The organism is Bosea sp. (in: a-proteobacteria) (assembly GCF_023953965.1).
Lineage (GTDB): Bacteria > Pseudomonadota > Alphaproteobacteria > Rhizobiales > Beijerinckiaceae > Allobosea.
In genome coordinates this window covers 2,448,490-2,472,451 of record NZ_JAMLIX010000001.1, presented here as the reverse complement: position 1 = coordinate 2,472,451, position 23,962 = coordinate 2,448,490, and the positions used below count along the sequence as shown (strand labels likewise).

25 protein-coding genes and 1 riboswitch are annotated in these 23,962 nt (G+C 69.3%); of the genes, 8 read left to right on the top strand and 17 right to left on the bottom strand.

What is annotated here, in order from left to right; genetic code table 11:
• Positions 1–41: 41 nt before the first annotated feature.
• Positions 42–971, bottom strand: a complete 930-nt coding sequence (gene fmt, locus M9917_RS11460) for a methionyl-tRNA formyltransferase (protein WP_297253761.1) — start codon at positions 969–971, stop codon at positions 42–44.
• A 10-nt stretch (positions 972–981) separates the two neighbouring features.
• Positions 982–1,521: a peptide deformylase gene (gene def / locus M9917_RS11455; protein ID WP_297253759.1), complete on the bottom strand. Its 540-nt coding sequence runs from the start codon at positions 1,519–1,521 to the stop codon at positions 982–984.
• Positions 1,522–1,633: 112 nt separating this feature from the next.
• Between def and M9917_RS11450 the strand changes: the two genes are divergently transcribed.
• Positions 1,634–2,818, top strand: coding sequence for a DNA recombination protein RmuC (locus M9917_RS11450; RefSeq protein WP_297253757.1), 1,185 nt, complete (start codon positions 1,634–1,636; stop codon positions 2,816–2,818).
• On the opposite strand, the gene M9917_RS11445 is transcribed toward M9917_RS11450, so the two are convergent.
• The 4 genes from M9917_RS11445 to M9917_RS11430 all read right to left on the bottom strand — a co-directional run bounded on the left by M9917_RS11445 (position 2,819) and on the right by M9917_RS11430 (position 5,994).
• Complete coding sequence (locus M9917_RS11445) at positions 2,819–3,328, bottom strand: OsmC family protein (protein ID WP_297253756.1); 510 nt, start codon at positions 3,326–3,328, stop codon at positions 2,819–2,821.
• 61 nt (positions 3,329–3,389) lie between these two features.
• On the bottom strand, positions 3,390–4,172 hold the full coding sequence (locus M9917_RS11440) for an ABC transporter ATP-binding protein (protein ID WP_297253754.1): 783 nt from the start codon (positions 4,170–4,172) through the stop codon (positions 3,390–3,392).
• 9 nt (positions 4,173–4,181) lie between these two features.
• Complete coding sequence (locus M9917_RS11435; protein WP_297253752.1) at positions 4,182–5,012, bottom strand: ABC transporter permease; 831 nt, start codon at positions 5,010–5,012, stop codon at positions 4,182–4,184.
• 19 nt (positions 5,013–5,031) lie between these two features.
• Positions 5,032–5,994 carry an aliphatic sulfonate ABC transporter substrate-binding protein gene (locus tag M9917_RS11430; RefSeq protein WP_297253750.1) on the bottom strand — a complete coding sequence of 321 codons (963 nt, stop codon included), beginning with the start codon at positions 5,992–5,994 and terminating at the stop codon, positions 5,032–5,034.
• A gap of 38 nt (positions 5,995–6,032) precedes the next feature.
• A riboswitch (SAM riboswitch) is annotated at positions 6,033–6,115 on the bottom strand.
• 188 nt (positions 6,116–6,303) lie between these two features.
• Here M9917_RS11430 and M9917_RS11425 point away from each other — a divergent pair.
• The 3 genes from M9917_RS11425 (at position 6,304) to M9917_RS11415 (ending at position 10,404) form a co-directional block, all read left to right on the top strand.
• A complete protein-coding gene (locus M9917_RS11425) occupies positions 6,304–9,078 on the top strand; it encodes a [protein-PII] uridylyltransferase (protein ID WP_297254834.1) in 2,775 nt (924 codons plus the stop codon).
• 95 nt (positions 9,079–9,173) lie between these two features.
• Positions 9,174–9,779, top strand: coding sequence for a nucleotide exchange factor GrpE (grpE, locus tag M9917_RS11420; RefSeq protein ID WP_297253748.1), 606 nt, complete (start codon positions 9,174–9,176; stop codon positions 9,777–9,779).
• A gap of 4 nt (positions 9,780–9,783) precedes the next feature.
• Entirely contained in the window at positions 9,784–10,404 is a 621-nt protein-coding gene (locus M9917_RS11415; RefSeq protein WP_297253746.1) for a trimeric intracellular cation channel family protein, read from the top strand.
• A gap of 73 nt (positions 10,405–10,477) precedes the next feature.
• On the opposite strand, the gene M9917_RS11410 is transcribed toward M9917_RS11415, so the two are convergent.
• The 3 genes from M9917_RS11410 to M9917_RS11400 all read right to left on the bottom strand — a co-directional run bounded on the left by M9917_RS11410 (position 10,478) and on the right by M9917_RS11400 (position 13,031).
• A complete protein-coding gene (locus M9917_RS11410; protein ID WP_297253744.1) occupies positions 10,478–11,098 on the bottom strand; it encodes an alpha-ketoglutarate-dependent dioxygenase AlkB family protein in 621 nt (206 codons plus the stop codon).
• A gap of 4 nt (positions 11,099–11,102) precedes the next feature.
• On the bottom strand, positions 11,103–11,909 hold the full coding sequence (gene dapB / locus M9917_RS11405) for a 4-hydroxy-tetrahydrodipicolinate reductase (protein ID WP_297254832.1): 807 nt from the start codon (positions 11,907–11,909) through the stop codon (positions 11,103–11,105).
• Positions 11,910–12,062: 153 nt separating this feature from the next.
• The gene (locus M9917_RS11400; RefSeq protein WP_367273919.1) at positions 12,063–13,031 is read right to left on the bottom strand and encodes a Tim44 domain-containing protein; all 969 of its coding nucleotides are present in this window, start codon (positions 13,029–13,031) and stop codon (positions 12,063–12,065) included.
• Between the two features lie 190 nt (positions 13,032–13,221).
• Between M9917_RS11400 and M9917_RS11395 the strand changes: the two genes are divergently transcribed.
• A complete protein-coding gene (locus tag M9917_RS11395) occupies positions 13,222–13,521 on the top strand; it encodes a hypothetical protein (RefSeq protein ID WP_297253740.1) in 300 nt (99 codons plus the stop codon).
• 576 nt (positions 13,522–14,097) lie between these two features.
• Positions 14,098–15,204, top strand: coding sequence for an extensin-like domain-containing protein (locus M9917_RS11390; RefSeq protein WP_297253738.1), 1,107 nt, complete (start codon positions 14,098–14,100; stop codon positions 15,202–15,204).
• A gap of 73 nt (positions 15,205–15,277) precedes the next feature.
• Here the strand turns inward: M9917_RS11390 and mepA are convergent, their stop codons facing one another.
• Complete coding sequence (mepA, locus tag M9917_RS11385; protein ID WP_465246377.1) at positions 15,278–16,219, bottom strand: penicillin-insensitive murein endopeptidase; 942 nt, start codon at positions 16,217–16,219, stop codon at positions 15,278–15,280.
• A 127-nt stretch (positions 16,220–16,346) separates the two neighbouring features.
• On the opposite strand from mepA, the gene M9917_RS11380 reads away from it, so the two are divergent.
• Positions 16,347–16,517, top strand: coding sequence for a DUF3309 family protein (locus M9917_RS11380; RefSeq protein WP_297253734.1), 171 nt, complete (start codon positions 16,347–16,349; stop codon positions 16,515–16,517).
• Between the two features lie 10 nt (positions 16,518–16,527).
• Here the strand turns inward: M9917_RS11380 and lhpI are convergent, their stop codons facing one another.
• The 7 genes from lhpI to M9917_RS11345 form a co-directional block, all read right to left on the bottom strand.
• Positions 16,528–17,481, bottom strand: a complete 954-nt coding sequence (gene lhpI / locus M9917_RS11375) for a bifunctional Delta(1)-pyrroline-2-carboxylate/Delta(1)-piperideine-2-carboxylate reductase (RefSeq protein ID WP_297253732.1) — start codon at positions 17,479–17,481, stop codon at positions 16,528–16,530.
• A complete protein-coding gene (locus M9917_RS11370) occupies positions 17,481–17,819 on the bottom strand; it encodes a LapA family protein (RefSeq protein ID WP_297253730.1) in 339 nt (112 codons plus the stop codon). Before M9917_RS11370 ends, lhpI begins: the two co-directional genes overlap by 1 nt.
• Before the next feature lie 45 nt (positions 17,820–17,864).
• Entirely contained in the window at positions 17,865–18,149 is a 285-nt protein-coding gene (gene ihfB / locus M9917_RS11365; protein ID WP_297253728.1) for an integration host factor subunit beta, read from the bottom strand.
• A gap of 28 nt (positions 18,150–18,177) precedes the next feature.
• The gene (sppA, locus tag M9917_RS11360) at positions 18,178–19,149 is read right to left on the bottom strand and encodes a signal peptide peptidase SppA (RefSeq protein WP_297253725.1); all 972 of its coding nucleotides are present in this window, start codon (positions 19,147–19,149) and stop codon (positions 18,178–18,180) included.
• 151 nt (positions 19,150–19,300) lie between these two features.
• The gene (locus M9917_RS11355; protein WP_297253722.1) at positions 19,301–20,590 is read right to left on the bottom strand and encodes an Hsp70 family protein; all 1,290 of its coding nucleotides are present in this window, start codon (positions 20,588–20,590) and stop codon (positions 19,301–19,303) included.
• An 88-nt stretch (positions 20,591–20,678) separates the two neighbouring features.
• Positions 20,679–22,382: a 30S ribosomal protein S1 gene (gene rpsA / locus M9917_RS11350; RefSeq protein ID WP_297253720.1), complete on the bottom strand. Its 1,704-nt coding sequence runs from the start codon at positions 22,380–22,382 to the stop codon at positions 20,679–20,681.
• A gap of 283 nt (positions 22,383–22,665) precedes the next feature.
• Complete coding sequence (locus M9917_RS11345) at positions 22,666–23,211, bottom strand: hypothetical protein (protein WP_297253718.1); 546 nt, start codon at positions 23,209–23,211, stop codon at positions 22,666–22,668.
• Between the two features lie 179 nt (positions 23,212–23,390).
• Between M9917_RS11345 and M9917_RS11340 the strand changes: the two genes are divergently transcribed.
• On the top strand, positions 23,391–23,948 hold the full coding sequence (locus M9917_RS11340; protein ID WP_297253716.1) for a LemA family protein: 558 nt from the start codon (positions 23,391–23,393) through the stop codon (positions 23,946–23,948).
• Positions 23,949–23,962: the final 14 nt, after the last annotated feature.

Here is a 23,962-nt window from a genome sequence, read left to right as displayed (position 1 = left end):
GTGGTTCTGATCGCGAACAAGCCAACAATTGCACCCACCACCTAAAGCCTGCCGCCGGCTCCGAGCCGGGCGCCGCGCAGGAATTCGGCCCCGCTCATCGGCGCCTTGCCGGCACGCTGGACCTGCAACAGCTTCACCGCGCCGACGGCGCAGGCGACCGTACCCTCGTCGTCGAGCAGCGTGCCGGGCTCGGCCGCCCCGCCGGCGCGGGCGGTGCGCAGGATCTTCAGCCGCTCCGGCCCCTTGCCGAGATCGATCTCGGCGAAGGCGCCCGGGAAGGGCGAAAGCCCGCGCACGCGGTCATGCACCTGCTGGGCCGGCAACGACCAGCTCAGCCTCGCCTCGGCATTGGCGATCTTGCTGGCATAGGTGACGCCTTCCTCCGCCTGCGGCGTGAACTGCAGGCCGCCGCGCCCGAGCGCCGCGAGAGCGCGCACCATCAGATCGGCGCCGAGGATGCTGAGCTGATCGTGCAGCTCGCCCGCCGTCATGTCCGGGCCGATCGCGAGCCGCTCGACCATGGCGACCGGGCCGGTATCGAGGCCCGCTTCCATCTTCATCACGCAGACGCCGGTCTCGGCATCGCCGGCCATGATCGCGCGCTGGATCGGGGCGGCGCCGCGCCAGCGCGGCAGGAGCGAGGCATGGAGGTTAAGGCAACCGAGCGCCGGCAGATCGAGGATCGCCTGCGGCAGGATCATGCCATAGGCGACGACGACCGCGACATCGGCCTCCTGCGAGGCGATGATCTCGGCCTGCTCCGGCGTCTTCAGCGTCGAAGGCGTGAAGACCGGGATGCCGAAGCGCTCGGCGGCGCGATGCACCGGCGAGGGCTTCACGTCGAGGCCGCGGCCGGCCTGCGCCGGGGCGCGGGTGTAGCAGGAGACGACCTCGTGCCCCTGCCCGACGATCTCGGTCAGCACCGGCACGGCGAAATCCGGCGTGCCCATGAAGATGACGCGCAAGCTCATCGGCTCGACCTTACGCGGCCCGCTCGCGCTTGGCCGCCTTGGCGAATTTCTTGGTGACGCGCTCACGCTTCAGCCGCGAGAGATGATCGATGAAGAGCACGCCGTCGAGATGGTCGACCTCGTGCTGCACGCAAGTTGCGAGCAGGCCCTCGGCCGAAAGCTCGCGCGCCACGCCGTCGAGATCAATGTAGCGGAGCTTCACCTGCGCCGGGCGCTCGACCTCCTCGTAATATTCGGGGATCGAGAGGCAGCCCTCCTCATAGGCGCGGACCTCGTCCGAGGACCAGGTGACCTGCGGGTTGATGAAGACCTGCGGCTTCCTCGGCTCCGGCTCCTCGCCTTCCTTCGCCTCGGGCTTCGACAGGTCGATCGTCACCACGCGCAGCGGCACGCCGATCTGAATCGCGGCGAGCCCGATGCCGGGCGCGTCGTACATCGTCTCGAACATGTCCGCGACCAGCGCCCTGATCTCGGGCGTGACGGCCTCGACCGGCTTCGAGACGAGGCGAAGCTGGGCGTCGGGCAGGATGACGAGCGGGCGAATGGCCATGGGAGTCCGCAGGAAAGAGGCTGTTGCAGCGGGACATAAGCATTTGTGGGCAAGCGGTCAAACTGTTCCGCTTTCGTTCGCCACAGCGAATCGAATCGGCTAGGCTTGGTCCATGAACGCCATCGCCTTCACCCTGCTGGAACGCCCGGTGACATGGGCCGAGGCCGCGCTCGGCTTCGGGGCCGCGAGCCTTTTCCTGCTGCTGATGGCGGTCGTCGCGGCCTGGCGCGGCGGCAGGAGCCGCGCGATCGAGGCAGCGATGGCGACCGAGCGCGCCCGCGAGATGGACGACAAGGTCGCGGAGATGAACCGCCAGCAGGCCGAGCTCGCCGGCCGGATGCAGTCCATGGCCGAGATCCTCTCGACCCGGCAGGGCGACCTCGCCCGCCTCGTCGCCGAGCGGATGGACGGCCTGCGCCAGCAGGTCGGCGCGGGGCTCGAGAGCAACGTCCGGCAGACCACCGAGAGCCTCGGCAAGCTGCAGGAGCGGCTGGCGGTGATCGACAGCGCCCAGAAGAACCTGAGCGACCTCACCTCCGAGGTGGTGACGCTGCGTGACGTGCTCGCCAACAAGCAGGCGCGCGGCGCCTATGGCCAGGGCCGGATGGAGGCGATCGTCCGCGACGGGCTGCCCGCCGCCTTCTTCGCCTTCCAGCCGCAGCTCTCGAACGGCAAGCGGCCGGACTGCCTCGTGACGCTGCCCGGCGACGGGCGCGGCCTCGTGATCGACGCGAAATTCCCGCTGGAGAGCTTCACGCTGCTGCGCGAGGCGCGCGGCGAGGAGGCGAGGAAGGCCGCCGGCCAGCGCGTGCGCGGCGATGTCGGCGTGCATGTGAAGGATATCGCCGAGCGCTATTTCCTGCCCGGCGAGACGCAGGACATCGCGCTCCTCTTCGTGCCGTCGGAGTCGATCTATGCCGACCTGCACGAGCATTTCGACGATGTCGTGCAGCGGGCGCACCGGGCCCGCGTGATGATCGTCTCGCCCTCGCTCCTGGCGCTGGCGATCCAGCTCATGCAGTCGCTCGTCCGCGACGCGCGCATGCGCGAGGAGGCGCAGGTGATCCAGACCGAAGTCGGCCGGCTGCTCGACGACGTGCGCCGCCTCGGCGAGCGCGTCGACAAGCTCGACACCCATTTCCGCCAGGCGCAGGAGGATGTCGGCCAGATCAAGACCTCGGCCGGCAAGGTGACGAGCCGCGCCGAGAAGATCGGCGCGCTCGATTTCGACGACGAGAAGAGCGAGCCGAAGCTGCCCTTCGCCAAGGGGCTGGAGCTGAAGCGCGCGGCGGAGTGATCAGCCGCGGTTCAGCACCGCCGTGAGCTCCGGCTTGACGTTCAGCGTCTGGAAGACGACGCAGTAGCGCTCGGTCAGCTTGATCAGCGCGTCGAGCTTCTCCTGCGGCGCATCGGTCTCGACGTCGAAGGAAAGCCGGATCGCCTTGAAGCCGACGGCCGCGTCCCTGGCGACGCCGAGCGTGCCGCGGAAGTCGAGGTCGCCCTCGGCCCGGACCACGCCCTTCTTCAGCTCGATCTCGAGCGCGGTCGCGACCGCCTTCAGCGTCACGCCGGCGCAGGCGACCAGCGCCTCCAGCAGCATGTCGCCGGAGCAGAGCTCGGCGCCCGAGCCGCCGGTGGCGGGATGGAGGCCCGCGAGCGCGATGGCGCGGCCGGTCTCGACCTTGCAGGCGATGTGCTGGTCGTCGAGCTCGCCATGGGCCTTCAGCGTGATGATCGCCGCCTCTGGGTTGGTCCGGTATTCGTCCTTGAGGGGAGCCTGCAAGGCGCGCAGCGCGGTGACGTCCATGGGTCGAGCCTCGGTTCGATTTAGAAAAACGGGTAGGTTCGCTGATAGACCGAAAGCCGGCCTACCACCACATCCCGGCGGTCTCGGCCGCCTTTTCCTGATGCGGGGCCTCGTCGCGCAGCGAGCGGTCGAGCGCGCGCAACGCCTCGCGCTTGGCGGCCTCGAAGCTGGGCGAAAGCCGGTCGCGCGGGCGGGCGAGCGGATTGTCGAGCTCGTCGAAGATGCGGCCTGGCTTGGGCTGCATCACGACGATGCGGTCGGCGAGCGTCACCGCCTCCTCGACATCGTGGGTGACCATCAGCACCGTCGGCCGGCTTTCCTGCCAGAGCGCCAGCAGGTGGCCGTGCAGGCTCGCCCGCGTCGTGGCGTCGAGCGCCGAGAAGGGCTCGTCCATCAGAAGGAGTTTCGGCCTCGTGACGAGCGCGCGCGCGATGGCGACGCGCTGCTGCTGGCCGCCGGAGAGCTCGCGCGGCCAGCGCTTCTCGTGGCCGGCGAGGCCGACGCGCGTCAGCGCGTTGGTCACCAGCCCCGCGCGCTCGGGGGCGGCAAGGTGCGACAGCCCGAAGCCGACATTCTCCGCGACGCCGAGCCAGGGGAAGAGCCGCGGTTCCTGGAAGATGACGCCGACATCGGCGCGCGGCTCGGTGATCGCCTCGTCTTCGAGGCGAATCGCGCCCTCGCTCGGCCGGTCGAGCCCGGCGACGAGGCGCAGCAGCGTGGTCTTGCCGCAGCCGGAGCCGCCGAGCAGGGCGACGATCTCGCCGCGCCCGACCTTGAGCGTGATCGCGGACAGGGCGCGCGTGCCGTCGGCATAGGTCTTGGAGAGCCGGTCGAAACTCAGCACGGGGAGCCTTCAGAGCTTGTCGCGCGCCGTATCGCGCCAGGCGAGAAACGGACGCGTGATGGCGACGAGCAGCCCGTCCGCCAGCTTGCCGAGCACGGCGAAGCTGATGATGGCCGCGATGATGGTGTCGGGCCGGCCGAGCTGCTGGCCGTCGACGAGCAGATAGCCCAGTCCCTCGCTCGCCCCCATGATCTCGGCCGCGACCACGAACATGAAGCCGAGGCCGAGGCCGGAGCGCAGCGACGTCACCCAGTCCGGCAGGATCGCCGGCAGCAGCACGCGGCGCACCATGGCGAGCCGCGACAGGCGGAAGACCCGGCCGACCTCGACGATCTTGCGGTCGATGCCCTGGATCGCGGCGGCGACGCCGAGATAGACCGGGAAGAAGACGCCGGCCGCGATCAGCGCCACCTTCGAGGCCTCGAAGATGCCGAGCCAGAGGATGAACAGCGGCACCCAGGCGATCGAGGGGATCGCGCGCAGCGCCTGCAGGGTCGGGTCGAGCAGGCTGCGGGCGACGGGCAGAGCCCCCGTGATCGCGCCGAGGATCGTGCCCGCGAGCGCGCCGAGCCCGAAGCCGGCCGCGACGCGCCAGAGCGTGGCGGCGGCGTGGGTCGCAAGCTCGCCCGAGGCGGCGAGCTCCCAGAGCGTGCGGCCGACGACGCTGGGCGGCGGCATCAGCCGGCCATTGGCGATGCCGGCCTTGACGAGCCATTCCCAGAGGATGGCCAGCACGACCGGCAGCAGGAAGCCGGCCATCGCGAGCCCGTAGGAGCGGCGCTGGGCGGCGGGGCGCCGCTCAGGCTCGTCGAGCTCGGTTGCGATCTCCAGGACGCTCATCGCCGCCGGCCACCCCGTCTCAGTTGGTGGGGACGAAGCGCCGGTCGAGCAGGGCGTCGACGGCGGCCTTCACATCGGTCGAGGCCGGCAGCACGCCCGCCTGCTGGAGTGCCAAGCCCGCAGCGGTGATGCCCTCGATCTGCGCCGGGCCGATGGCGGAGTGGGTCAGCTCGGTGCGGGTGAGCTGGCGATCGATCACCGGTCCGGGGAGCTTGGTCGCGTCGATCAGCACCTTCTTCACCGCGTCCGGGTTGGCGAGCGCATAGGCGCGCGCCTCTTCATAGGCCGCGATGACCTTGCGTACCAGCGCCGGATTCTCGTTTGCGAAAGCCTCGCGGACGTTGAGGATGCCCCAGCTGTTGTCCTCCGGCTTGCGGTAGAACAGCTTCGCCCCGCTCTCGACCTCGGCTGCGGCCATCATCGGGTCGAGCCCGGCCCAGGCGTCGACATCGCCTCGCTCCAGGGCAAGCCGCCCGTCGGGGTGCTGGAGCAGGACGAGCTTGACGTCCTTCTCGGTCAGCCCTGCATCGGCGAGCGCCCGGACCAGGAAGATGTGGGGATCGGTGCCGCGGGTGACGGCGACGCGCTTGCCCTTGAGGTCGGCGACCTTGGTGATCTCGCTCTTGGCGCCGGTGACGAGCGCCGTCCATTCCGGCCGGGAATAGACATAGATCGACTTGATCGGATTGCCGTTGATCTTGCCGATCAGCGCGGCGGCGCCCGCCGTCGAGCCGAAATCGATCGAGCCGGCATTGAGGAATTCGAGCGCCTTGTTCGAGCCGGCGGTGAAGACCCAGCGCACCTTGATGCCGTCGGCCTCGAGCGCCTTCTCGAGCGTGCCGCGCTCCTTCAGCAGGAGGCTGACCGGGTTGTAGGTGGCGTAGTCGAGCCGGATCTCCTTCGGCGCCTGCGCGAAGGCCGGCGCGGCGATGCCTGCGGCGGCGGCGAGAGCGAGCGCGAGACGGCGGGTGATGCTGGTCATGGGGGTGTCCCTCTGTCGGTGATGCGAGGGATCAGGAGGGCTTCAAGTCCCTGGCCCCACGCTTTAGCTGCACTTTTTTCGCGCCCGCAAGCTGGTGGCTCAAATCGGCGCGTATCCGACCTTTAGGTCCAACCGTTCTGTTTGTCAAACAACACATCTACGAATGGCGTTTGTTTTATTTAACATATTTTGTATGTTTAATTTTGTGCTCTCGCCGGCTCGCCGCCGCATGTTACGACAGGCGACGCCCGCCGCACCGGAGCCTATGTGACAGCGCCTCCGCCCAAGCCCGTCCTGTCGCTCGCCGAGATGCTGCACGCGCCCGAGGCCGGGGTCGCGCGGCTGTTCGAGACGATCAACCGGCGCGACAAGGCCCTGATGCGGCAGGTCCTGATGGCGGAGCTCAGGCAGGTGCTCGACGAGGGCCATGCCTCGGCGCGGGCGATCCTGGCGGGCCAGCGCGGCGGGCTTGCCTGCGCGCGCCGGCTCTCGGCGGTGATGGATGCGGTGATGCGCGCGCTGCACGGCGCCGCGACCGGCTATTTCTACCCGGCCGACAACCCCTCGCAATCGGAGCGGATCGCGGTCGTCGCGGTCGGCGGCTACGGGCGCGGCACGCTGGCGCCGGGTTCCGATGTCGATCTGCTCTTCCTGTTCCCGCACAAGCAGACGGCCTGGGGCGAGAGCGTGGTCGAATCGATGCTCTACCCGCTCTGGGATCTGAAGCTGAAGACCGGCCATTCCGTGCGCTCGATCGACGATTGCGTGCGCGAGGCCCGCGCCGACATGACGATCCGCACCGCCCTGCTCGAGGCGCGCTTCCTGGCGGGCGACCGGCCGCTGTTCGAGGCGATGGTCGCCCGCTTCGAGGCCGAGGTGGTCGAGGGCACGGCCGCGGCCTTCACCGAGGCCAAGCTCGCCGAGCGCGAGCTTCGGGTGCAGCGGGCCGGCGCCTCGCGCTATCTGGTCGAGCCCAACGTCAAGGACGGCAAGGGCGGCTTGCGCGATCTCAACACGCTGTTCTGGATCGCCAAATATTCCTACCGCATCCATGACGTGCGCGAACTCGTCGGGGCCGGGCTGTTCGACGAGCAGGAATTGCTGATGTTCCAGCGCTCGGAGGAGTTCCTCTGGCGCGTGCGCTGCTGGCTGCATTTCATCACCGGCCGGGCCGAGGAGCGGCTGTCCTTCGACCTGCAAAGGCAGGTCGCGGCGGAAATCGGCTATGCCGGCCGGCGCGGGCAGGCGCCGGTCGAGCGCTTCATGAAGGCCTATTTCCTGATCGCCAAGGACGTCGGCGACCTGACGGCCATCGTCTGCGCCGCGCTGGAGGCGCGCCAGCAGAAGCCGCGCGCAACGCTGTCGAAGCTGCTCGACTCGCTTGCCAAGCGCAAGCGAAAGCGCGAGCGCTCGCTCGGCCATCCCGATTTCAGGCTGACGAGCCAGCGCCTCGACGTCGTCGACGACGGCGCCTTCGAGCGCGATCCGGTCAATCTGCTGCGGCTCTACGCCATCGCCAGCCGCGAGGACCTCGCCATCCACCCGGATGCCAGCCGGCTGGTGACGCAGTCGCTCAGGTTCGTCACCCCGGCCCTGCGCAACGACCCTGAGGCCAACCGCATCTTCCTGGAGATCGTCACCGGCCGGCGCTCGCCGGAGGTGGTGCTGCGGCGGATGAACGAATCGGGGCTGCTCGGCCGCTTCGTCCCGGATTTCGGCCGCATCGTCGCGATGATGCAGTTCAACATGTACCACCACTACACGGTGGACGAGCATCTGATCCGCGCCATGGGAATCCTCGCCGAGATCGACGCCGGCGTGCTCGAGGCCGAGCATCCGCTCTCCAACGAGATCATGCCGACCATCGCCAACCGGCGCGCGCTTTATGTCGCGCTCCTGCTGCACGACATCGCCAAGGGCCGCGCGGAAGACCATTCGATCGCCGGCGCGCGGATCGCCCGCAAGCTCGGACCGCGCTTCGGCCTGACCAGCGCGCAGACCGAGACCGTCGCCTGGCTGGTCGAGCACCATCTCGACATGTCGACCGTGGCGCAGAGCCGCGACCTCGGCGACCCCAAGACGATCGAAAGCTTCGCCGCGACCGTCCAGACGCTGGAGCGGCTGAAGCTCCTGCTGATTCTCACCGTGGCCGACATCAAGGCGGTGGGCCCCGGCGTCTGGAACGGCTGGAAGGGGCAGCTCCTGCGCACGCTCTATTACGAGACCGAGCTCGTGCTCACCGGCGGGCATTCGGCGGTCGAGCGCAAGGCGCGCGTCCGCCAGAAGCAGGACGAACTGCGCCGGCGCCTGCCCGACTGGAGTGCCGAGGAGCGCGAGGCCTATATCGCCCGCCATTATCCGGCCTACTGGATCAAGGTCGATCCCGAGGAGCAGGAGAAGCACGCCCGCTTCCTGCGCGAGGCGGAAGCGGCCGGGCGCAGCATGGCGACCATCGTCGAGACCGACGAGTTTCGCGGCGTGACCGTGCTCACCGTGCTGGCGCCCGACCATCCGCGCCTGCTCGCCATCGTCACCGGCGCCTGCGCGGCCTCCGGCGGCAACATCGCCGACGCGCAGATCTTCACCACCAGCGACGGGCTCGCGCTCGACACGATCGCGATCTCGCGGGCCTTCGAGCGCGACGACGACGAGTTGCGCCGGGCCGAGCGCATCGCCGACGCGATCGAGCGGGCGCTCAAGGGCGAGATCAGGATCGCCGATCTGGTGGCTGAGCGCCGCGCCCCGCCGCCGCGCGGCCAGACCTTCCAGGTCGCGCCGGAGGTCATCATCGACAACGTGCTCGCTGCGCAGCATTCGGTGCTGGAGGTGTCCGGCCTCGACCGGCCGGGCCTGCTCTACGATCTCACCACCGCGATCGGGAAGCTCAACCTCAACATCGCCTCGGCCCATATCGCGACCTTCGGCGAGAAGGCGGTCGACGTGTTCTACGTCACCGACCTGACCCAGGCGAAGATCGTCTCGACCGGCCGGCAGCTTACGATCCGGAAGGCTCTGCTCGACGTCTTCAAGCTGGAGGCCGAGAAGCCGGTCCAGGCCAAGGCGAAATTGCCGCCCCGCGCTTGATTTGAGGGGCCATAAGGCCGATATCCGGCACGCAAGCGGCTTACGCCCGACGGGCCGGCCCCGCAAGGGCGGCGTGAGCCGGCCGAAAAAGGGACATGGAAGACAAGATGACGCAGAACCCTGCGACGGAAGACCCCAATCTCGAATCCGGTGCCCAGGCGCCCGAGCAGGCGGCCGCCGCCGAGGCAGGACAGGCCGCCGAGCTCGCCAAGGTTCAGGCTGAGCGCGACGATCTCAAGGACAAGCTGCTGCGGACGCTCGCCGACATGGAAAACCTGCGCCGGCGCACCGAGCGCGAGATCGCCGACGCCAAGGCCTATGCGGTGACGAGCTTCGCCCGCGACATGCTCGGCTCCTCCGACAATCTGCGCCGCGCGCTCGAAAGCGTCCCGGCCGACGCGCTGGCGAAAGCCGACGCCCTGACGAAGGCGCTGAACGAAGGCGTCGAGCTGACCGAGCGCGAACTGCTCAAGACGCTGGAGCGCCATGGCGTGCGCCGCATCGATCCGCTGGCTGAGAAATTCGATCCCAACCTGCACCAGGCCATGTTCGAGGCGCCCGATCCCGCGATCGCCAAGGGGCTGGTCTGCAAGGTCGTGCAGGTCGGCTACACGATCGGCGAGCGCGTGCTGCGCCCGGCCCTCGTCGGCGTCTCCGCCGGCGCGCCCAGGGCGCCCGAAGCACCAGCCGCACCGCACTGACGCCGTGTTCGAGGCTGCCGGCGTCGCCATCTTCGCGCTGACCGGCGCCCTCGTCGCCGCCCGCAAGGGCATGGACCCGTTCGGCTTCATCCTGCTGGCGACCGTCACCGGCGTCGGCGGCGGGACCTTGCGCGACGTGCTGCTCGGGCGCGGCATCTTCTGGGTGCACAATCCCGGCGACGTCGTCATCTGCACCATCGTCGCGCTCGCCGCCTGGGCCCTGGCCTATCTCCGCCCCGGCGTCCTCGAAGGCTGGGCCGGGCGCAAGCTGATGCTCTGGTCCGACGCGGCGGGGCTCTCGCTCTTCGCCGTCGTCGGCACGCTCAGGGGCCTGGACGCGGCGGTGCCGGTGCTCTCGGCCGTCGCGCTCGGCGCGATGACCGCGACCTTCGGCGGCATCCTGCGCGACATTCTCGCCGGCGACCGGCCGATGGTGCTGTGGAGTCGCGATTTCTACGTCACCGCCGCAACAGCGGGAGCGGCCATGACGGCGCTGCTCACCGGCCTCGGCCTGCCTGTCGCGATCGTGGTGCTCGGGGGGCTCACGGCCGGCTTCGGCCTGCGGGCCGGCTCGCTGCTGTTCGGCTGGTCGTTCCCCGGCCTGCTCCGCAAGGCGCAGGATTAGGACCCCTGTCATTCGGGGCTTCCCGTCAGCGGAGAACCCGGAATGACAGGGGTGGCTCCAGGCCGGGCGAACGCTATTTCGGCTTCGTCACCCTTCTCAGCGTCAGGTTGATCCGCCCGCCCTCCGGCAGCAGCGTCGAGGAGCCCGACAGGATACGGTCGATGCCGTGATAGGCGAGCCGCGCCTCTCCGCCGAACAGCAGCACGTCGCCGGAAGCGAGCCTGAGCGACATCGTCCTGCCGCCGCGGGTCGTGCCGCCGATGCGGAAGAGAGCGGCGTCGCCGAGCGAGACCGACAGCACCGGAGCATCGAAATCCTGCTCGTCGCGGTCCTGATGCAGGCCCATCTTCGCGCCGGCGGCGTAGAAATTGACGAGGCAGGCCTCGGGCGGATGCGGATAGCCGGCAAGCTCCGTCCACAGGTCCATGAGCGGCGCCGGCATCAGCGGCCAGGGCTCGCCGGTTTCAGGATGCAGCGGCTGGTAGCGATAGCCCTTCTCGTCGGAAACCCAGCCGAGCGAGCCGCAATTGGTCATGCGCACCGAGAAGGGCTTGCCGGTCTTCGGCATGCGCGGCTGGAAGAACGGCGCCTTGCGCGCCACCGCCCTGAGTTCCGCGACCAGCGCCGCCTGCTCCACCGGCGCGAGCCGGCCCGGCCAGTGGACGACGCCCGGTGCGACGACGAGGCGGGTCATGGCCCTAAAGCGCGTCGAGGCCGAGCACGTCGGCCATGGAATAGAGGCCGGCCCCGCGCCCCCTGCCCCAGAGCGCGGCCTTGACCGCGCCCTGCGCGAAGAGGCTGCGGTCCTCCGCGACATGGGCGAGCTCGAGCCGCTCGCCGCTGCCCGCGAAGATCACCTTGTGATCGCCGACGACGGTGCCGCCGCGCAACGAAGCGAAGCCGATCGTGCCGGCCTCGCGCGCGCCGGTGATGCCGTCGCGGCCGGCGACGCGCCGCTCGGCCAGATCGACCGCGCGCCCCTCGGCCGCCGCCTCGCCGAGCAGCACGGCGGTGCCGGAAGGCGCATCGACCTTCATGCGGTGATGCATCTCGACGATCTCAATGTCCCAGTCGGTGCCGAGCGTCGCCGCGACCTTGCGCACCAGCGCCGCCAGCAGGTTGACGCCGAGGCTCATATTGCCGGAGCGGATGACGGGTGTGCGCCGCGCCGCCTCGGCGAGCTGCGCCAGATGGACGGGTTCCAGCCCGGTCGTGCCGACGACGTGCAGGATGCCGGCCCTGGCCGCCAGATCCGCGAAGGCGACCGTCGCCGCCGGCGCGGTGAAATCGAGGACGCCGTCGGCTGCGGCGAAGGCCGCGGCGGCATCCTCCGTCACGACGACGCCGCGCGCCGGCAGCCCGGCGAGAACGCCTGCATCCGCGCCGATCTCGGGCGAGCCCGGCCGCTCGACCGCCGCCACGAGCACTGAGCCCTGCGCCTGATCGATGGCGCGGATCAGCATCCGGCCCATCCGCCCGGCGGCACCGACGACGACGAGACGCATGTCACTCATGGAAGGAGGGCTCCGGGCGAAATCCGTGGAAAGGCCGATGCCTTCGCCAGTAGCGCAAGAGGCCGCGCTTCGCCAGCGGCGAGAGCCGCGCATGACGAAACGGCCGGGTCGCCCCGGCCGTTCCCCGGTCTCGACCGTGCAGGCTCAGGTCGCCTGCTGGATCCCCGAGAGCATCCAGCCGCCGCCGCGCCGGCGCAGGAAGGTCCAGTATTCGCTGACCTCCTGGGGCTCGGTCGCGTTGCCGTCGACGATCCGGCCGCTCTTGCGGTCATAGAGCGCGTTGATCAGGCTGAAGCGCATCGCGACCGTCGCGTAGTCGGTGTCGCCCTCGCGCCAGGCCTGCGACAGGTCGCCCTGCAAGAGCTTGACGTCCGAGACCCGGTCGGCGACGCCGCGGCGGGCGTTCTCGCCCAGATCCTCGTCGAAATAGCCGAACATCTCGGGCGTCACGCGCTGGCGCAACCCCGCCTCGTCCTCGTTGGAATAGGCGGCGTTGATCTCGCCGAGCAGGCGCTCGAAGGTGTCGAAATCCGCGCCCGAAAGCTCGATCGGCTGCGGCTGCGCGGCGGCGGCCCCACCGCCGAAGCCGCCCATGCGGGCAGCGCCCGGCTGCGGCGCGTCATGACCCTGGCGGGCGAAGGGCGCGCCCGCGCCGGCGAGCTGCGGCTCGGACCGGCGGCGGAAGAAGCGGATGGCCAGCATCACGATGCCGGCGATCAACGCGAGCTGGAGCATAAAGCCGAGCAGGCCGGCGAAGGAGGCGAGGCCTCCGAAAAAGCCGGAGCCCGAAAGCATGCCGAACAGCCCCGCGCCGAGCAGGCCGGCGCCGATGCCCATCATCATGTTGCGGGCGAGCGACGGGCGGGCGGCCTGCGCCATGGCCGCGCCGGCCGAGGGAGCGGCCATCGACGGCGACGGCGCCGAGCGCTGGAACGTCTGGGCACCACCCGGTGTCGTATTGGTCGGGGGCGGCGCCGTCCTGGTGAAGGATCCGCGGCTGCCGAAGCTGCGTCCGCCGCCCGGACGGGCCTCGGCGACGAGCGGCACGAGTATCAGGGCCCCGGCGAGCAGGGCAACGGCACGTCCACGACGGGCGAGCGAAATCAGCGTCATCATTCCTCCCGGAGCCCACCACGGACCCACTTTCGTCCAATATGGAGGGAGCCGGCATGCCGCGCAAGGTCCTGCCGGGCTAAGGACCTGAAATCCCTGACTATTTCAAATCAGTACATAATCATTCGTCACGATCGGGTCGGCATGGTACACTTCCGTGGACGTCTCGCCCTGGCGCGGGGAGAGAGCCATGACCGGATTCGGATCGAGCCCTCGCCGACAGCGCATGCCGGGCCGGCTGTCCACGCTCGCCGTCCTGTTCCTCCTGAGCCAGGCGGCAGTGGCCGGGGAGCCGGCCGTCGCGCTCGACCCGCCGCGCCTCGCCCAGGCGCCGGAACCGCTCTGCTTCTGCTGGAACGACGGCCGCAAGATCGCCGAAGGCGCGATGTCCTGCATCAGGACGACGCAGGGGCGCCGGCTCGCGACCTGCGGGCGCGTCGTCAACATGATGTCCTGGCACCTGACGGAAACCGCCTGTCCGGAAAGCTGAACGGGCCCGCAATCGATCCGCGAACGAAAAACGCCGCCGGGACTTCTTCCCGGCGGCGTTGTTGTCATTGCTCCTGTGGTCCTAGCGACTTCGAGACTGACCCGTTGTCAGAACGCTCCCAGAACGATCGCCATCATGAAAACGAAAGCCGCACCCATGATCAATCGGTCGAGACGTAGCGTGACACTCATCACACCCTCCTGTGTCATTGACCTGACATCAAGGCTACCAGAATTGACGCCGGCCGCAAGGGGGCAGCATCGTGGCACGCCTCGGGCGGAAGCTAGATCGTCCTTAATCAGTGGTTAAGCCATTGATGAAGCTTGTGGATATTTCCGGATGCGCGATTTCGTCGCGAGTCCGCCACAGCTTCGCCACGGTTCGATCTGCACGGCGAGCGCACTGATCTTGCCGACACCCGGCCGGCGGACGCGGAACACGCAATCGCCCCGATCCGGACCCGCGAGGCGCTCTTAAGGCCCGATTCACCAAAGCGGCAAAGATAGCCCGCCTGTGGCGGCGCGAGCGCAGTCGGTTGAGAAACCGTTCATCTGCCGGTTCGCATTTGAATGGGTCATGCGACGCGCTCATCTTTCCCTCATCGCACTCGCCCTTGCCGGAGCAGCCGGCCTGGCGGGCTGCGGAAAGTTCCAGAAGCCGCAGCGTGCCGCCTGGCGCGACCAGGCGGAAGCGGCCTGCATGTCCTCCCGCCAGGTGCAGCTCTCGGCCTATGTCAGCCTGCGCGGCAAGGCGATCGACGGACCCGGCACCTGCGGCATGCAGCAGCCGCTCAAGGTCCAGGCCTTCGCGGGCGGCGGCATCGGGCTGACCAGCGCAGCCACCCTCTCCTGTCCGGTCGTCTCGACCACCGACCGCTGGCTGGCGGAGGTGGTGCAGCCGGCGGCGATGAACCTGCTCGGCGCCCAGGTCGTGGAACTGCGGGCCGGCTCCTATTCCTGCCGGGCGATGAACAACGGCACGGCGACGACGCGCACCTCCGAGCACGCCTTCGGCAACGCCGTCGACGTCTTCTCCTTCCGGCTCAACGACAACCGCGTGGTGACGGTGAAGGACGGCTGGCGCGGCTCGCCCGAGGAGCAGAACTTCCTGCGCGAGGTCTTCGTCGGTGCCTGCGAGCATTTCTCGACGGTGCTCGGCCCCGGCGCCGACCCGCTGCATTACGACCATTTCCACATCGATCTCGCCCGGCACGCCAAGGGCCGGCACATCTGCAAGCCGGTGATCAAGTACACGCCGAACTACAATCTGCAGCCGCCGGATCCGGCGCGCCCCTATGCCTCGGCCCAGCCGCTGCCGCGCGGCCCGGCACCCGCGGCCGCCACCATGGTCGCGGGCGGGGGGCTCCTCAGGCAGCCGAGCGAGGGCCTGCGGCCGCCGGGCAGCGTGCGGGGTGGCTATCCGGTCGCGAATTACGGCCAGGGCCTCGACGCGCAGCGCCGTTCCCTCGAGCAGCCATCCTACCGCCCGCAGCCGCTGCCGAGCGAGAGCGGCGGGCCGCTCACCCTGCCGGGCGCGGTGCCGCCGACGGAGGAGGCGATCCTCGGCGACGAGGGCGGCGCGGGCGTCGTCGATCTCGAGGGCGAGGACCAGGCCCAGCCGTTGATCACGCCGCAGCACGATCCCTTCGCCTACAGCTCGGGGCGCGTGCCGCCGCGGCGCTGAGGCGCTCGCTCAGCGCATCGGACCGACAATGAGATAGATCATCGTGATCGCGTCCGATCGGACGCGCGATGATCTAGCGCGAGACCAGCACCTGCCGGCATTCCGGCGGCAGGGCGTCGAGCGACATCGGCGGCTTCGGCTTAGGCTTGGGGCCCGGCCTCGGCTTGGGCGGATTGAAGATCGCCTTGTGCTGGCGCTCGATCCAGCCGGTGAGCTCGGCGCCACAGCCATCGCCGAAATTCGGCGGCTCCTGGCCCTGGCAGCTCGCCATCCCGGCCGGGCAGGAGAGCCGGATGTGGAAATGGTAGTTGTGGCCCCAGATCGGCCGCACCTTCTCCAGCCAGCTCTTGTCGGCGCCCGCCTCGCGGCAGAGCGCGACCTTCAGCGCCGGGTTGACGAAGATGCGCTCGACCTGCGGCTCGGCCGCGACGGCGCGGATCAGCCTCGTATGCGCCGGGGTCCAGTGGCGGGGATCGACGTCGCGCCAGTCGGCGCGAGCCATGTTGACCGCCGGCATGTTCTCGCGCTCGGCGCGCTCGAGCCGGCCCTTCGGCATCGGGGTGAGCCAGACATCGGCGTCGAGCCCGATCTGGTGGGAGGCGTGGCCGGTGAGCATCGGCCCGCCGCGCGGCTGCGACATGTCGCCGACGAGCAGACCCGGCCAGCCGGTGAGGCGCGGCACATCGCGGGCAAGCCTCTCCAGATAGCTGACCAGCGCCGGATGGCCCCAGTTGCGGTTGCGGTTGAGCCGCATCACCTGCCAGCTCGGCCCGTCGACCGGCAGCGCCGCGGCGCCGGCGAGGCAGCCACGCGCATAGGAGCCGATGGCGCGCGCCTGCATGCTCGCCGGCCCGGTCTGCTGGCCGAAGAGCGAGCGGGCGGCGTCGGGCCAGGCAGCGATGTTGGCGGCGCGGTTCCTCGCCTCCTGCTCGGCGGTCGACTGGGCGAGGCCCACGGCCGGAGCCATGAGGAGGATCGCGGCGGTGAGGACGGCGATTCGGGAGCGCGCGAACATGGACGCAGCATCGGCGCAGGCGTCAGGCAGCGTCAAGCCGATGCCGGAGTGGCGGAACCGGGGGTTCCCGACCGGCGTTTCCCGCTCGACCTCGCCCTGAACGGGCGCCGATACACGGGAGTTAGCCATGTCCACCGTCCTCATCATCGTGCTGCTCATCCTGCTTCTGGGAGGCGGCGGCTATTACGGGCATCGCAGCTACGGCAATGCCGGGCTCGGCGGCGTTCTCGGCCTCGTCCTGGTCATCGTCCTGATTCTGTGGCTCATGGGCGCCATCGGCGGCGCCCGGATCGCCTGACGCACACGGCTCAGGCCGCGGCGTTCCGCTCCCAGACCGCAACCGCCGCCGCCAGGTCCTCGAGCGCGACGCCGACCGATTTGAACAGCGTGATGCCGCCGCCCTCGACCGGCCCGGCGATCCGGCCCCGGCAGAGATCGGCGAGCGTGCCGGCGACCCGGTCGGCGCTGTAGCTGCCTTCGGCGATGGCGACGGCGACGTCGCCGCCCTCGTCGATCGCCTTGCTGGAATCGACCACGACGCGGGCGCGATGCAGCGCGTCGGAATCGGCCTCGCGCATCTGCATGGTGAAGCCGCCGATCAGGTCGAGATGGGCCTCGCGCTTCAGCCAATGGCCGTGGATCAGCGGCTCGGTCGCATTGGTCGCGCAGGAGATGATGTCGGCGGTGCGCGCCTCGCCTTCGAGGTCGGTGGTGGCGCGGGCCTCGATGCCGTCCTGCGCCAGTTCGGCGACGACGGCCTCGGCGGCTTCAGGCCGCCGCGCCCAGACCGCGATCTCGGTCAGCGGCCTGACCGAGCGATGCGCCTTGACGATGAAGGGGGCGAGCGCGCCGGCCCCGACCATCAGCATGCGGCTGGCCTGCGGATTGGACATGTAGCGCGAGGCGAGCGCCGAGGCCGCGGCGGTGCGCCAGGTGGTGAGCCGGTTGCCGTCCATCACCGCGAGCGGCTCGCCCGTCACGCCGTCCATCAGGAGATAGGCGCCCATCACCCCCGGCAGGCCGCGCTTGCCGTTGCCGAAGAAGACCGAGACGATCTTGGTGCCGATATAGGGCCTGGCGACATCGGGCCCGCTCCAGGCCGGCATGGTCAGCAGGATCGCATCGGCCTCGCCCGGCCGCTCGATCGCGTATTGGCCGCGCTTGGGCGCGACGACGTCGCTGCGGAAGGCTTCGTCGAGAATGTCGATCAGGGCGGGGTAGCTCAGGGCCGCGTCGATCCCGGCCGCATCGAAAAGCCGCATCAACGGCTTCCGTCGGTCAACGCCGGCAGGGCGGAATCGGGCACGGCGGAACGCAAAGCCCGGGTTTCGGAGCGCAGCGCCTCGCTCTCGCGGCGGCTGCGGCGGGCAGCCTTGCGGTGCTTGCCCTGCGCGAGCCAGGACGCGAGCCCGCCGATCAGCACGCCCACCGCGATCGCGGCGAGCACCACGGCGAAAAGCGGCGCCTCATAGGAGAGCATCGGCAGGTCGCGGCTGAACGGATCGAGAGAGACGCGCACCGACCCGCGATTCGCGACCGAGAACAGGACGATCACCAGCGCGACGGGAACCAGCACCAATGCCTTGAAGAAGGCTTTCATCACGATCTCCGCGTAGCCGGCGCCAGGATCAGCCCTTGCCCAGGATCAGCCCTTGCCGTTGAGGCGCAGGCGCAGTTCCTTGCCCGTCTTGAAGACGGGGACGAACTTCTCCTCGACCGCGACCGCGTCGCCCGTGCGTGGATTGCGGCCGATGCGGGCCGAGCGGCCCTTGCGCGAAAAGGCGCCGAAGCCGCGCAGCTCCACCCGGTCGCCCCGCGCCAGCGCCTTCACGATCTCGTCCAGGATGGCCGAGACGATGTTCTCGATATCGCGCTGGTAGAGATGGGTGTTGCGGTCGGCGATCCGCTGGACGAGTTCGGATTTGATCATCGCTAGAGTATAACCATTTGTATCAACATCACTTTTCAGCGGCAGGCTGCCAGAGCGCCAGGGGCGCGTCAAGCCGCAAGCCGACCGGCTGGTCCGCCGCGCGCGCGATCGTCGCCGCAAGCGCGTCAAGACCGGCGCCGCGCGCCATCGCCTCGGCGAGGCTCCACAGGCCGAAGGCGGAGGATTCGCTGCGCCGGCGCCAGTCGCGGACCCTGAGGTCCTTGGCCAGGTTCTTCTCCTGCTCCATCCAGGCGATCGCCTCCGGCTCGCCGCCGATCTGGTCGACGAGCTTCAGCCCCAGCGCCTGGCGGCCGGAATGGACCCGCCCGTCGGAGACCGAGGCGACCTCGCCCTCTGCGAGATGGCGGCGCTCGCGCACCATGTCCCTGAACCAGGCGTAGTTGTCGTCGACGACGCGCTGGATCGCCGCGCGCGCTTCCGGCGAGGTCGGCTCGAAACCGTTCGGGGCGGCCTTGAGCGGGCTCGACTTGATCGCCTCGACCTTGACGCCGACCGTATCCAGCAGGTTCGACACGTTCGGGAACTGGAAGAGCACGCCGATCGAGCCGACGAGCGAGGTCTGGCGGGCGACGATGCGGTCGGCGCCCATCGCCGCGATATAGCCGCCGGAGGCGGCGACGCCGTCGACGACCGCGACCATCGGCTTTTTCGCCGCGAGCCGACGCAGCGCGGTATGCAGCGCCTCGGCACCGGCCGTGGTGCCGCCGGGGCTGTCGACGCGCAGCACGACGGCGGAAACCGCGTTGCTGTCCTCGACAGACTTGATCAAATCGAGCGTGCGGCGATCGCCGGAGATGAAGCCGGAGACGGTGAGACGGGCGACATGCGCCCCACGCAGGCTGGTCGGACCCTCGCCCTTCCAGGCGAGACCGCCGATCACCGCAGCCGTGATCACGCCGACGACGGCGAGCACGCGCCAGCGCGTCAGCTTGCGGCGCAGGCTGCGGCGGTCTGCGAGCAGATCGGCATCGGGCGGCATCGGATACTCCCGGAGCCCGTTCCGACCGGAACAGGCTCAGCTTTTAGTTTGGCGCGAATTCTTTTCGTTCGACCGGCTCCGGCCGAACGGAAAGCGCGCGGCGGCTGCGGGTCCGTGATGTAGACCCGTCGGCCCGGCCCGGCAAGGCGCCTCAGGCCGCGACGCAGGCGCGCGCCCGGTCGCGCGCCAGAAGCGCGAGCCCGCTGGCGACCGAGCGGAAGGCGTCGCCGATATGCACCTTGCCGGCACCGAAGCGACGCTCGAACAGGCGCCGCACGGCCGGGACGTAAGAGGTGCCGCCGGTCATGAAGACGGCCTCGATCCGCCCAGGCTCCAGCCCGGCATCAGCCAGCGCGCGGTCGAGCGCGGCTTCGATCGCGCCGACGTCCTCGGCGATCCAGCGCTCGAAATCGGCGCGGCGGATCGGCTTCTCGATGGTGACGCCCATCTGGCTGAAGCTGAGCGTCGTCGCCTCGCTGTCGGAGAGCGAAAGCTTCGCGGCCGAGACGGCGCGATAGAGCTCGTAGCCGAGATCGTATTCGACCACGGTCAGCAGGTCGGTGAGCTTGCCGGGCTCGACGGCCTCGCGGATCAGGGCGTTGAGCTCGGCCATGGTCTCGCGGCTCTTCATCAGCGAGAGCTTGTGCCATTGCGCGAAGGCGGCATGGTAATGCGCCGGCACCGGCAGGAGCTTGCCGAAGGAGCGGTATTCCGTGCCCTTGCCGAGCGCCGGCGAGACCGCATGCTCGATGATGCGATAGTCGAAGGTGTCGCCTGCGACGCCGATGCCGGCATGGGAGAGCGGGATCGCCGTGAGCCCTCCCCGCGCGGCGGGCTCGAAGCGCATCACCGAAAAGTCGCTGGTGCCGCCGCCGAAATCGGCGACCAGCATGGTCTGCGGCTGCTTCAGGTCGCGGGCGTACCAATAGGCGGCGCCGAGCGGCTCATAGGCGAAATCGACCTGGGCCATGCCGGCCTCGCCATAGGACGCCCTCAGGCGGGCGAGTGCCAGCTCCTCGTCCGGCCGCTCTCCGGCGAACACGACCGGGCGGCCGGAGACGAGCGGCAGCGCCTCGCGGCCGGAAAGGCCGTCCGAGAGATCGCTGAGGAAGACGCCGATCAGGTCCTCCAGCCGGAAAAGCTTGCCGAACAGGCGCGTCTCCTGGAAGGCGCGGCTGGAGAGATGGGTCTTGAGCGATTGCAGGAAGCGGTGTTCGGCCGTCATGCCCAGCGCCATGTCGAGCGCATCGGGGCCGCTGACATGGCTGATTCGGGTCTGAGGCGGGCGCCCCTCGCGCCAGAACATCAGCGCCGAGCGATAGGCGTCGACCGCGCCCTGCCGCGTCGCGAAGGAGCGCGTCGTGACCGAGCCGTCGGCGCCGGCCAGCGCGACGACGCTGTTGGTGGTGCCGAAGTCGATGCCGATGGCGGCAGGGGTCATGGCGGGCTCCCGAAGGCGAAACAAAAGCCCGCGCGGATCGCTCCGCGCGGGCTGATCTCAAAGGCCGGCTGCTTGCGCAGCCAAAACCTCACTTCTTGTCGCCGGCCTTCTTGAGGGCGGCGCCCAGGATGTCGCCGAGCGAGGCGCCGGAGTCGGACGAACCGAACTGGGCGATCGCCTCCTTCTCCTCGGCCATCTCCAGGGCCTTGATCGAGACCTGGATCTTGCGGGCCTTCTTGTCGAACAGCACGACGCGGGCGTCGATGCGCTCGCCGGCCGCGAAGCGCTCGGGGCGCTGCTCGGAACGGTCACGCGCAAGCTCCGCGCGCTTGATGAAGGTCATCATGTCGGTGTCGGCGATCTTCACGTCGAGACCCGACTCCTTCACCTCGACCACCTCGCAGGTGACGATCTGGCCCTTCTTGAACTCGCCGGCATCGACGAAGGGATCGCCGCCGAGCTGCTTCAGGCCGAGCGAGATGCGCTCCTTCTCGACGTCCACATCGAGGACGACGGCCTGGAGCACGTCGCCCTTCTTGTATTCCTCGATGACCTGCTCGCCCGGACGGTTCCAGTCGAGATCCGAGAGGTGGATCATGCCGTCGATGTCGCCTTCCAGGCCGAGGAACAGGCCGAACTCGGTCTTGTTCTTGACCTCGCCCTCGACCGTCGAGCCCGACGGGTGCTGCTCGGCGAACAGCTCCCACGGGTTGCGCAGCGTCTGCTTGAGGCCGAGCGAGATGCGGCGCTTGACCGGATCGACCTCGAGGATCGCGACGTCGACTTCCTGCGAGGTCGAGACGATTTTGCCGGGGTGGACGTTCTTCTTGGTCCAGCTCATCTCGGAGACGTGGATCAGGCCCTCGATGCCCGGCTCCACTTCCACGAACGCGCCGTAGTCCGTGATGTTGGTCACGCGGCCCTTGAGGCGGGTGCCGACCGGGTAGCGCTCGGCGATGCCGTCCCACGGATCGGCGAGCAGCTGCTTGATGCCGAGCGAGATGCGGTGCGTGTCCTGGTTGATCTTGATGATCTTGACCTTGACCGTCTGGCCGATGGTCACGACCTCGGACGGATGGTTGACGCGGCGCCACGCCATGTCGGTGACGTGCAGCAGGCCGTCGATGCCGCCGAGGTCGACGAACGCACCGTATTCGGTGATGTTCTTGACGACGCCGTCGATGACCTGGCCCTCTTCGAGCGAGGCGACGAGCTCGGAACGGGCCTCGGCGCGGGTCTCCTCGAGGACGGTGCGGCGCGACACGACGATGTTGCCGCGGCGGCGATCCATCTTGAGGATCTCGAAGGGCTGCGGCTGGCCCATCAGCGGGCCGACGTCGCGGATCGGGCGGATGTCGACCTGCGAACGCGGCAGGAAGGCGACGGCGCCGTCGAGATCGACGGTGTAGCCGCCCTTGACGGTGTTGAAGATCATGCCGGTGACCTTCTCGCGGGCCTCGAAGGCCTTCTCGAGCTTGACCCAGCTCTCTTCGCGGCGGGCCTTGTCGCGGCTGATGACGGCTTCGCCGAGCGCGTTCTCGATCCGGTCGAGATAGACCTCGACCTCGTCGCCGACGTTCAGCTCCTGCTCGCGGCCGGGGCCGGTGAATTCCTTGAGCGCGACGCGCCCTTCCGTCTTCAGGCCGACGTCGATGATCGCCATATCCTTCTCGATGGCGACGACCTTGCCCTTGATGACCGAACCCTCGAGGGCTTCGTTCTTGGTGAAGGACTCTTCGAGCAGGGCGGCGAAATCCTCGCGGCCCGCGTTGTAGCTCTCAACTGCTGACATGTGATCTCCTGGGAGCCGGCCGCGTATCCCGCGGATGTCCGGCATGGTGCCTCGGGCTCGTGCTGCACGGCGGATCGCTGCCGTCGGCGCCTCCGCGCGGGAGGCTTCCGGCTCGTCGAGAGCCACGGGGCACCTGGGCCGCCGGCTCGATCCGCATCAGAGGGGTCACGTCGCCAACACGAAACGGGAGCAAGCCGCAAAGGCCGCCCCCGGCGCATGATGGATCACCGCCCTTCGGACAGGGGCGGTGTAATGCAAGCCCGCCGCGAGGGCAAGGCCGCAATCAGCCGCGCAGCAGCTTGTAGCGCTTCTGCACCATGCAATTGTCCATGATCGAGGCGTAATCCGTCGTCGCCTGCTCCAGCGTGGCGGCCGCACCTTCGGAGGTCGCCTCCCCCATCGACTGGACGGCGTTCGTCGCCGCGGCGAGCACATGCGCCTGGCGGAAGCCCGGCACCGGGATATAGCTTGCGAGCGTGCCGGCCACCTGCAGCGCAGCCCCGGTCTGCTGCTGCTTCGTCGCCCGGCCGATCGCCGCCGCCTGCGGAACCGCCTGCAGCTTGCAGGCCAGCAGATCCTGCTCGTATTTCTGCGGTTTCACGCGCGTCGTGTCGACGAGCGGCTCGTAGAGCGCCGGGCCGGGCTCGCCCGGCGGCGGGGCGGCGGTTGCCACCGCGACAGGGCGCCCTGCCGCCGGTGCCGCCGGCGGCAGGGCCGGCGCGGCGGGCAAGGCCGCCGCTGCCGCCACCGGCTCCGGTCCTTCGGACTGCACGGTTTGATTGCACGCGCCCGCCATCACGGCAAGCAGCGCCGCCAAGACTATCCTCATCGCCCCAACCTCTTGTTATCGTTTTGAAATGCGGGCCCCCGCCCGCATCGTGCCAGCCGCCTCCTACACATCACAGCCCGGCGTCGAGATCAATATGAAGGATGCGGCTTTCCCGGAATCGGCCTTCATGCCAGTCTGCCGCGGCAAGGCTTGCGGCGAAATGTAAAGGAGAGCGCCCGATGGGCTGGATCATTCTGGGACTGGTCGCGGCCCTCGCCGTCTATCTGGTCATGACCTATAACGGGCTCGTGGCGATGCGGCAGCGCGTCAACCAGGCCTTCGCCGACATCGACGTCCAGCTCAAGCAGCGCCACGACCTGATCCCGAACCTCGTCGAGACGGTGAAGGGCTACGCCACCCACGAGAAATCGACGCTCGACGCGGTGATCGCGGCGCGCAACGTGGCCCAGGGCGCGAGCAGCGTCCACGACAAGGCGGCGGCCGAGCAGCAGCTCTCCGGCGCGGTGGGGCGGCTCCTGGCGCTCGGCGAGGCTTATCCGGACCTGAAGGCCAGCGCCAATTTCCAGCAGCTCCAGGTCGATCTCGGCAATGTCGAGGACAAGCTCGCGGCGGCGCGGCGCTTCTTCAACAATGCGGTGAGCGAGTTCAACGCCGCGATCCAGGCTTTCCCGGCCGTGCTGTTCGCCCCGCAGATGGGCTTCACCCAGCGCGAGTTCTTCGATGTCGGGACTGAGACCCGCGCGCAGATCGAGGTCGCGCCCAGCGTGAAGTTCTGACGCGTCGGCGCTCA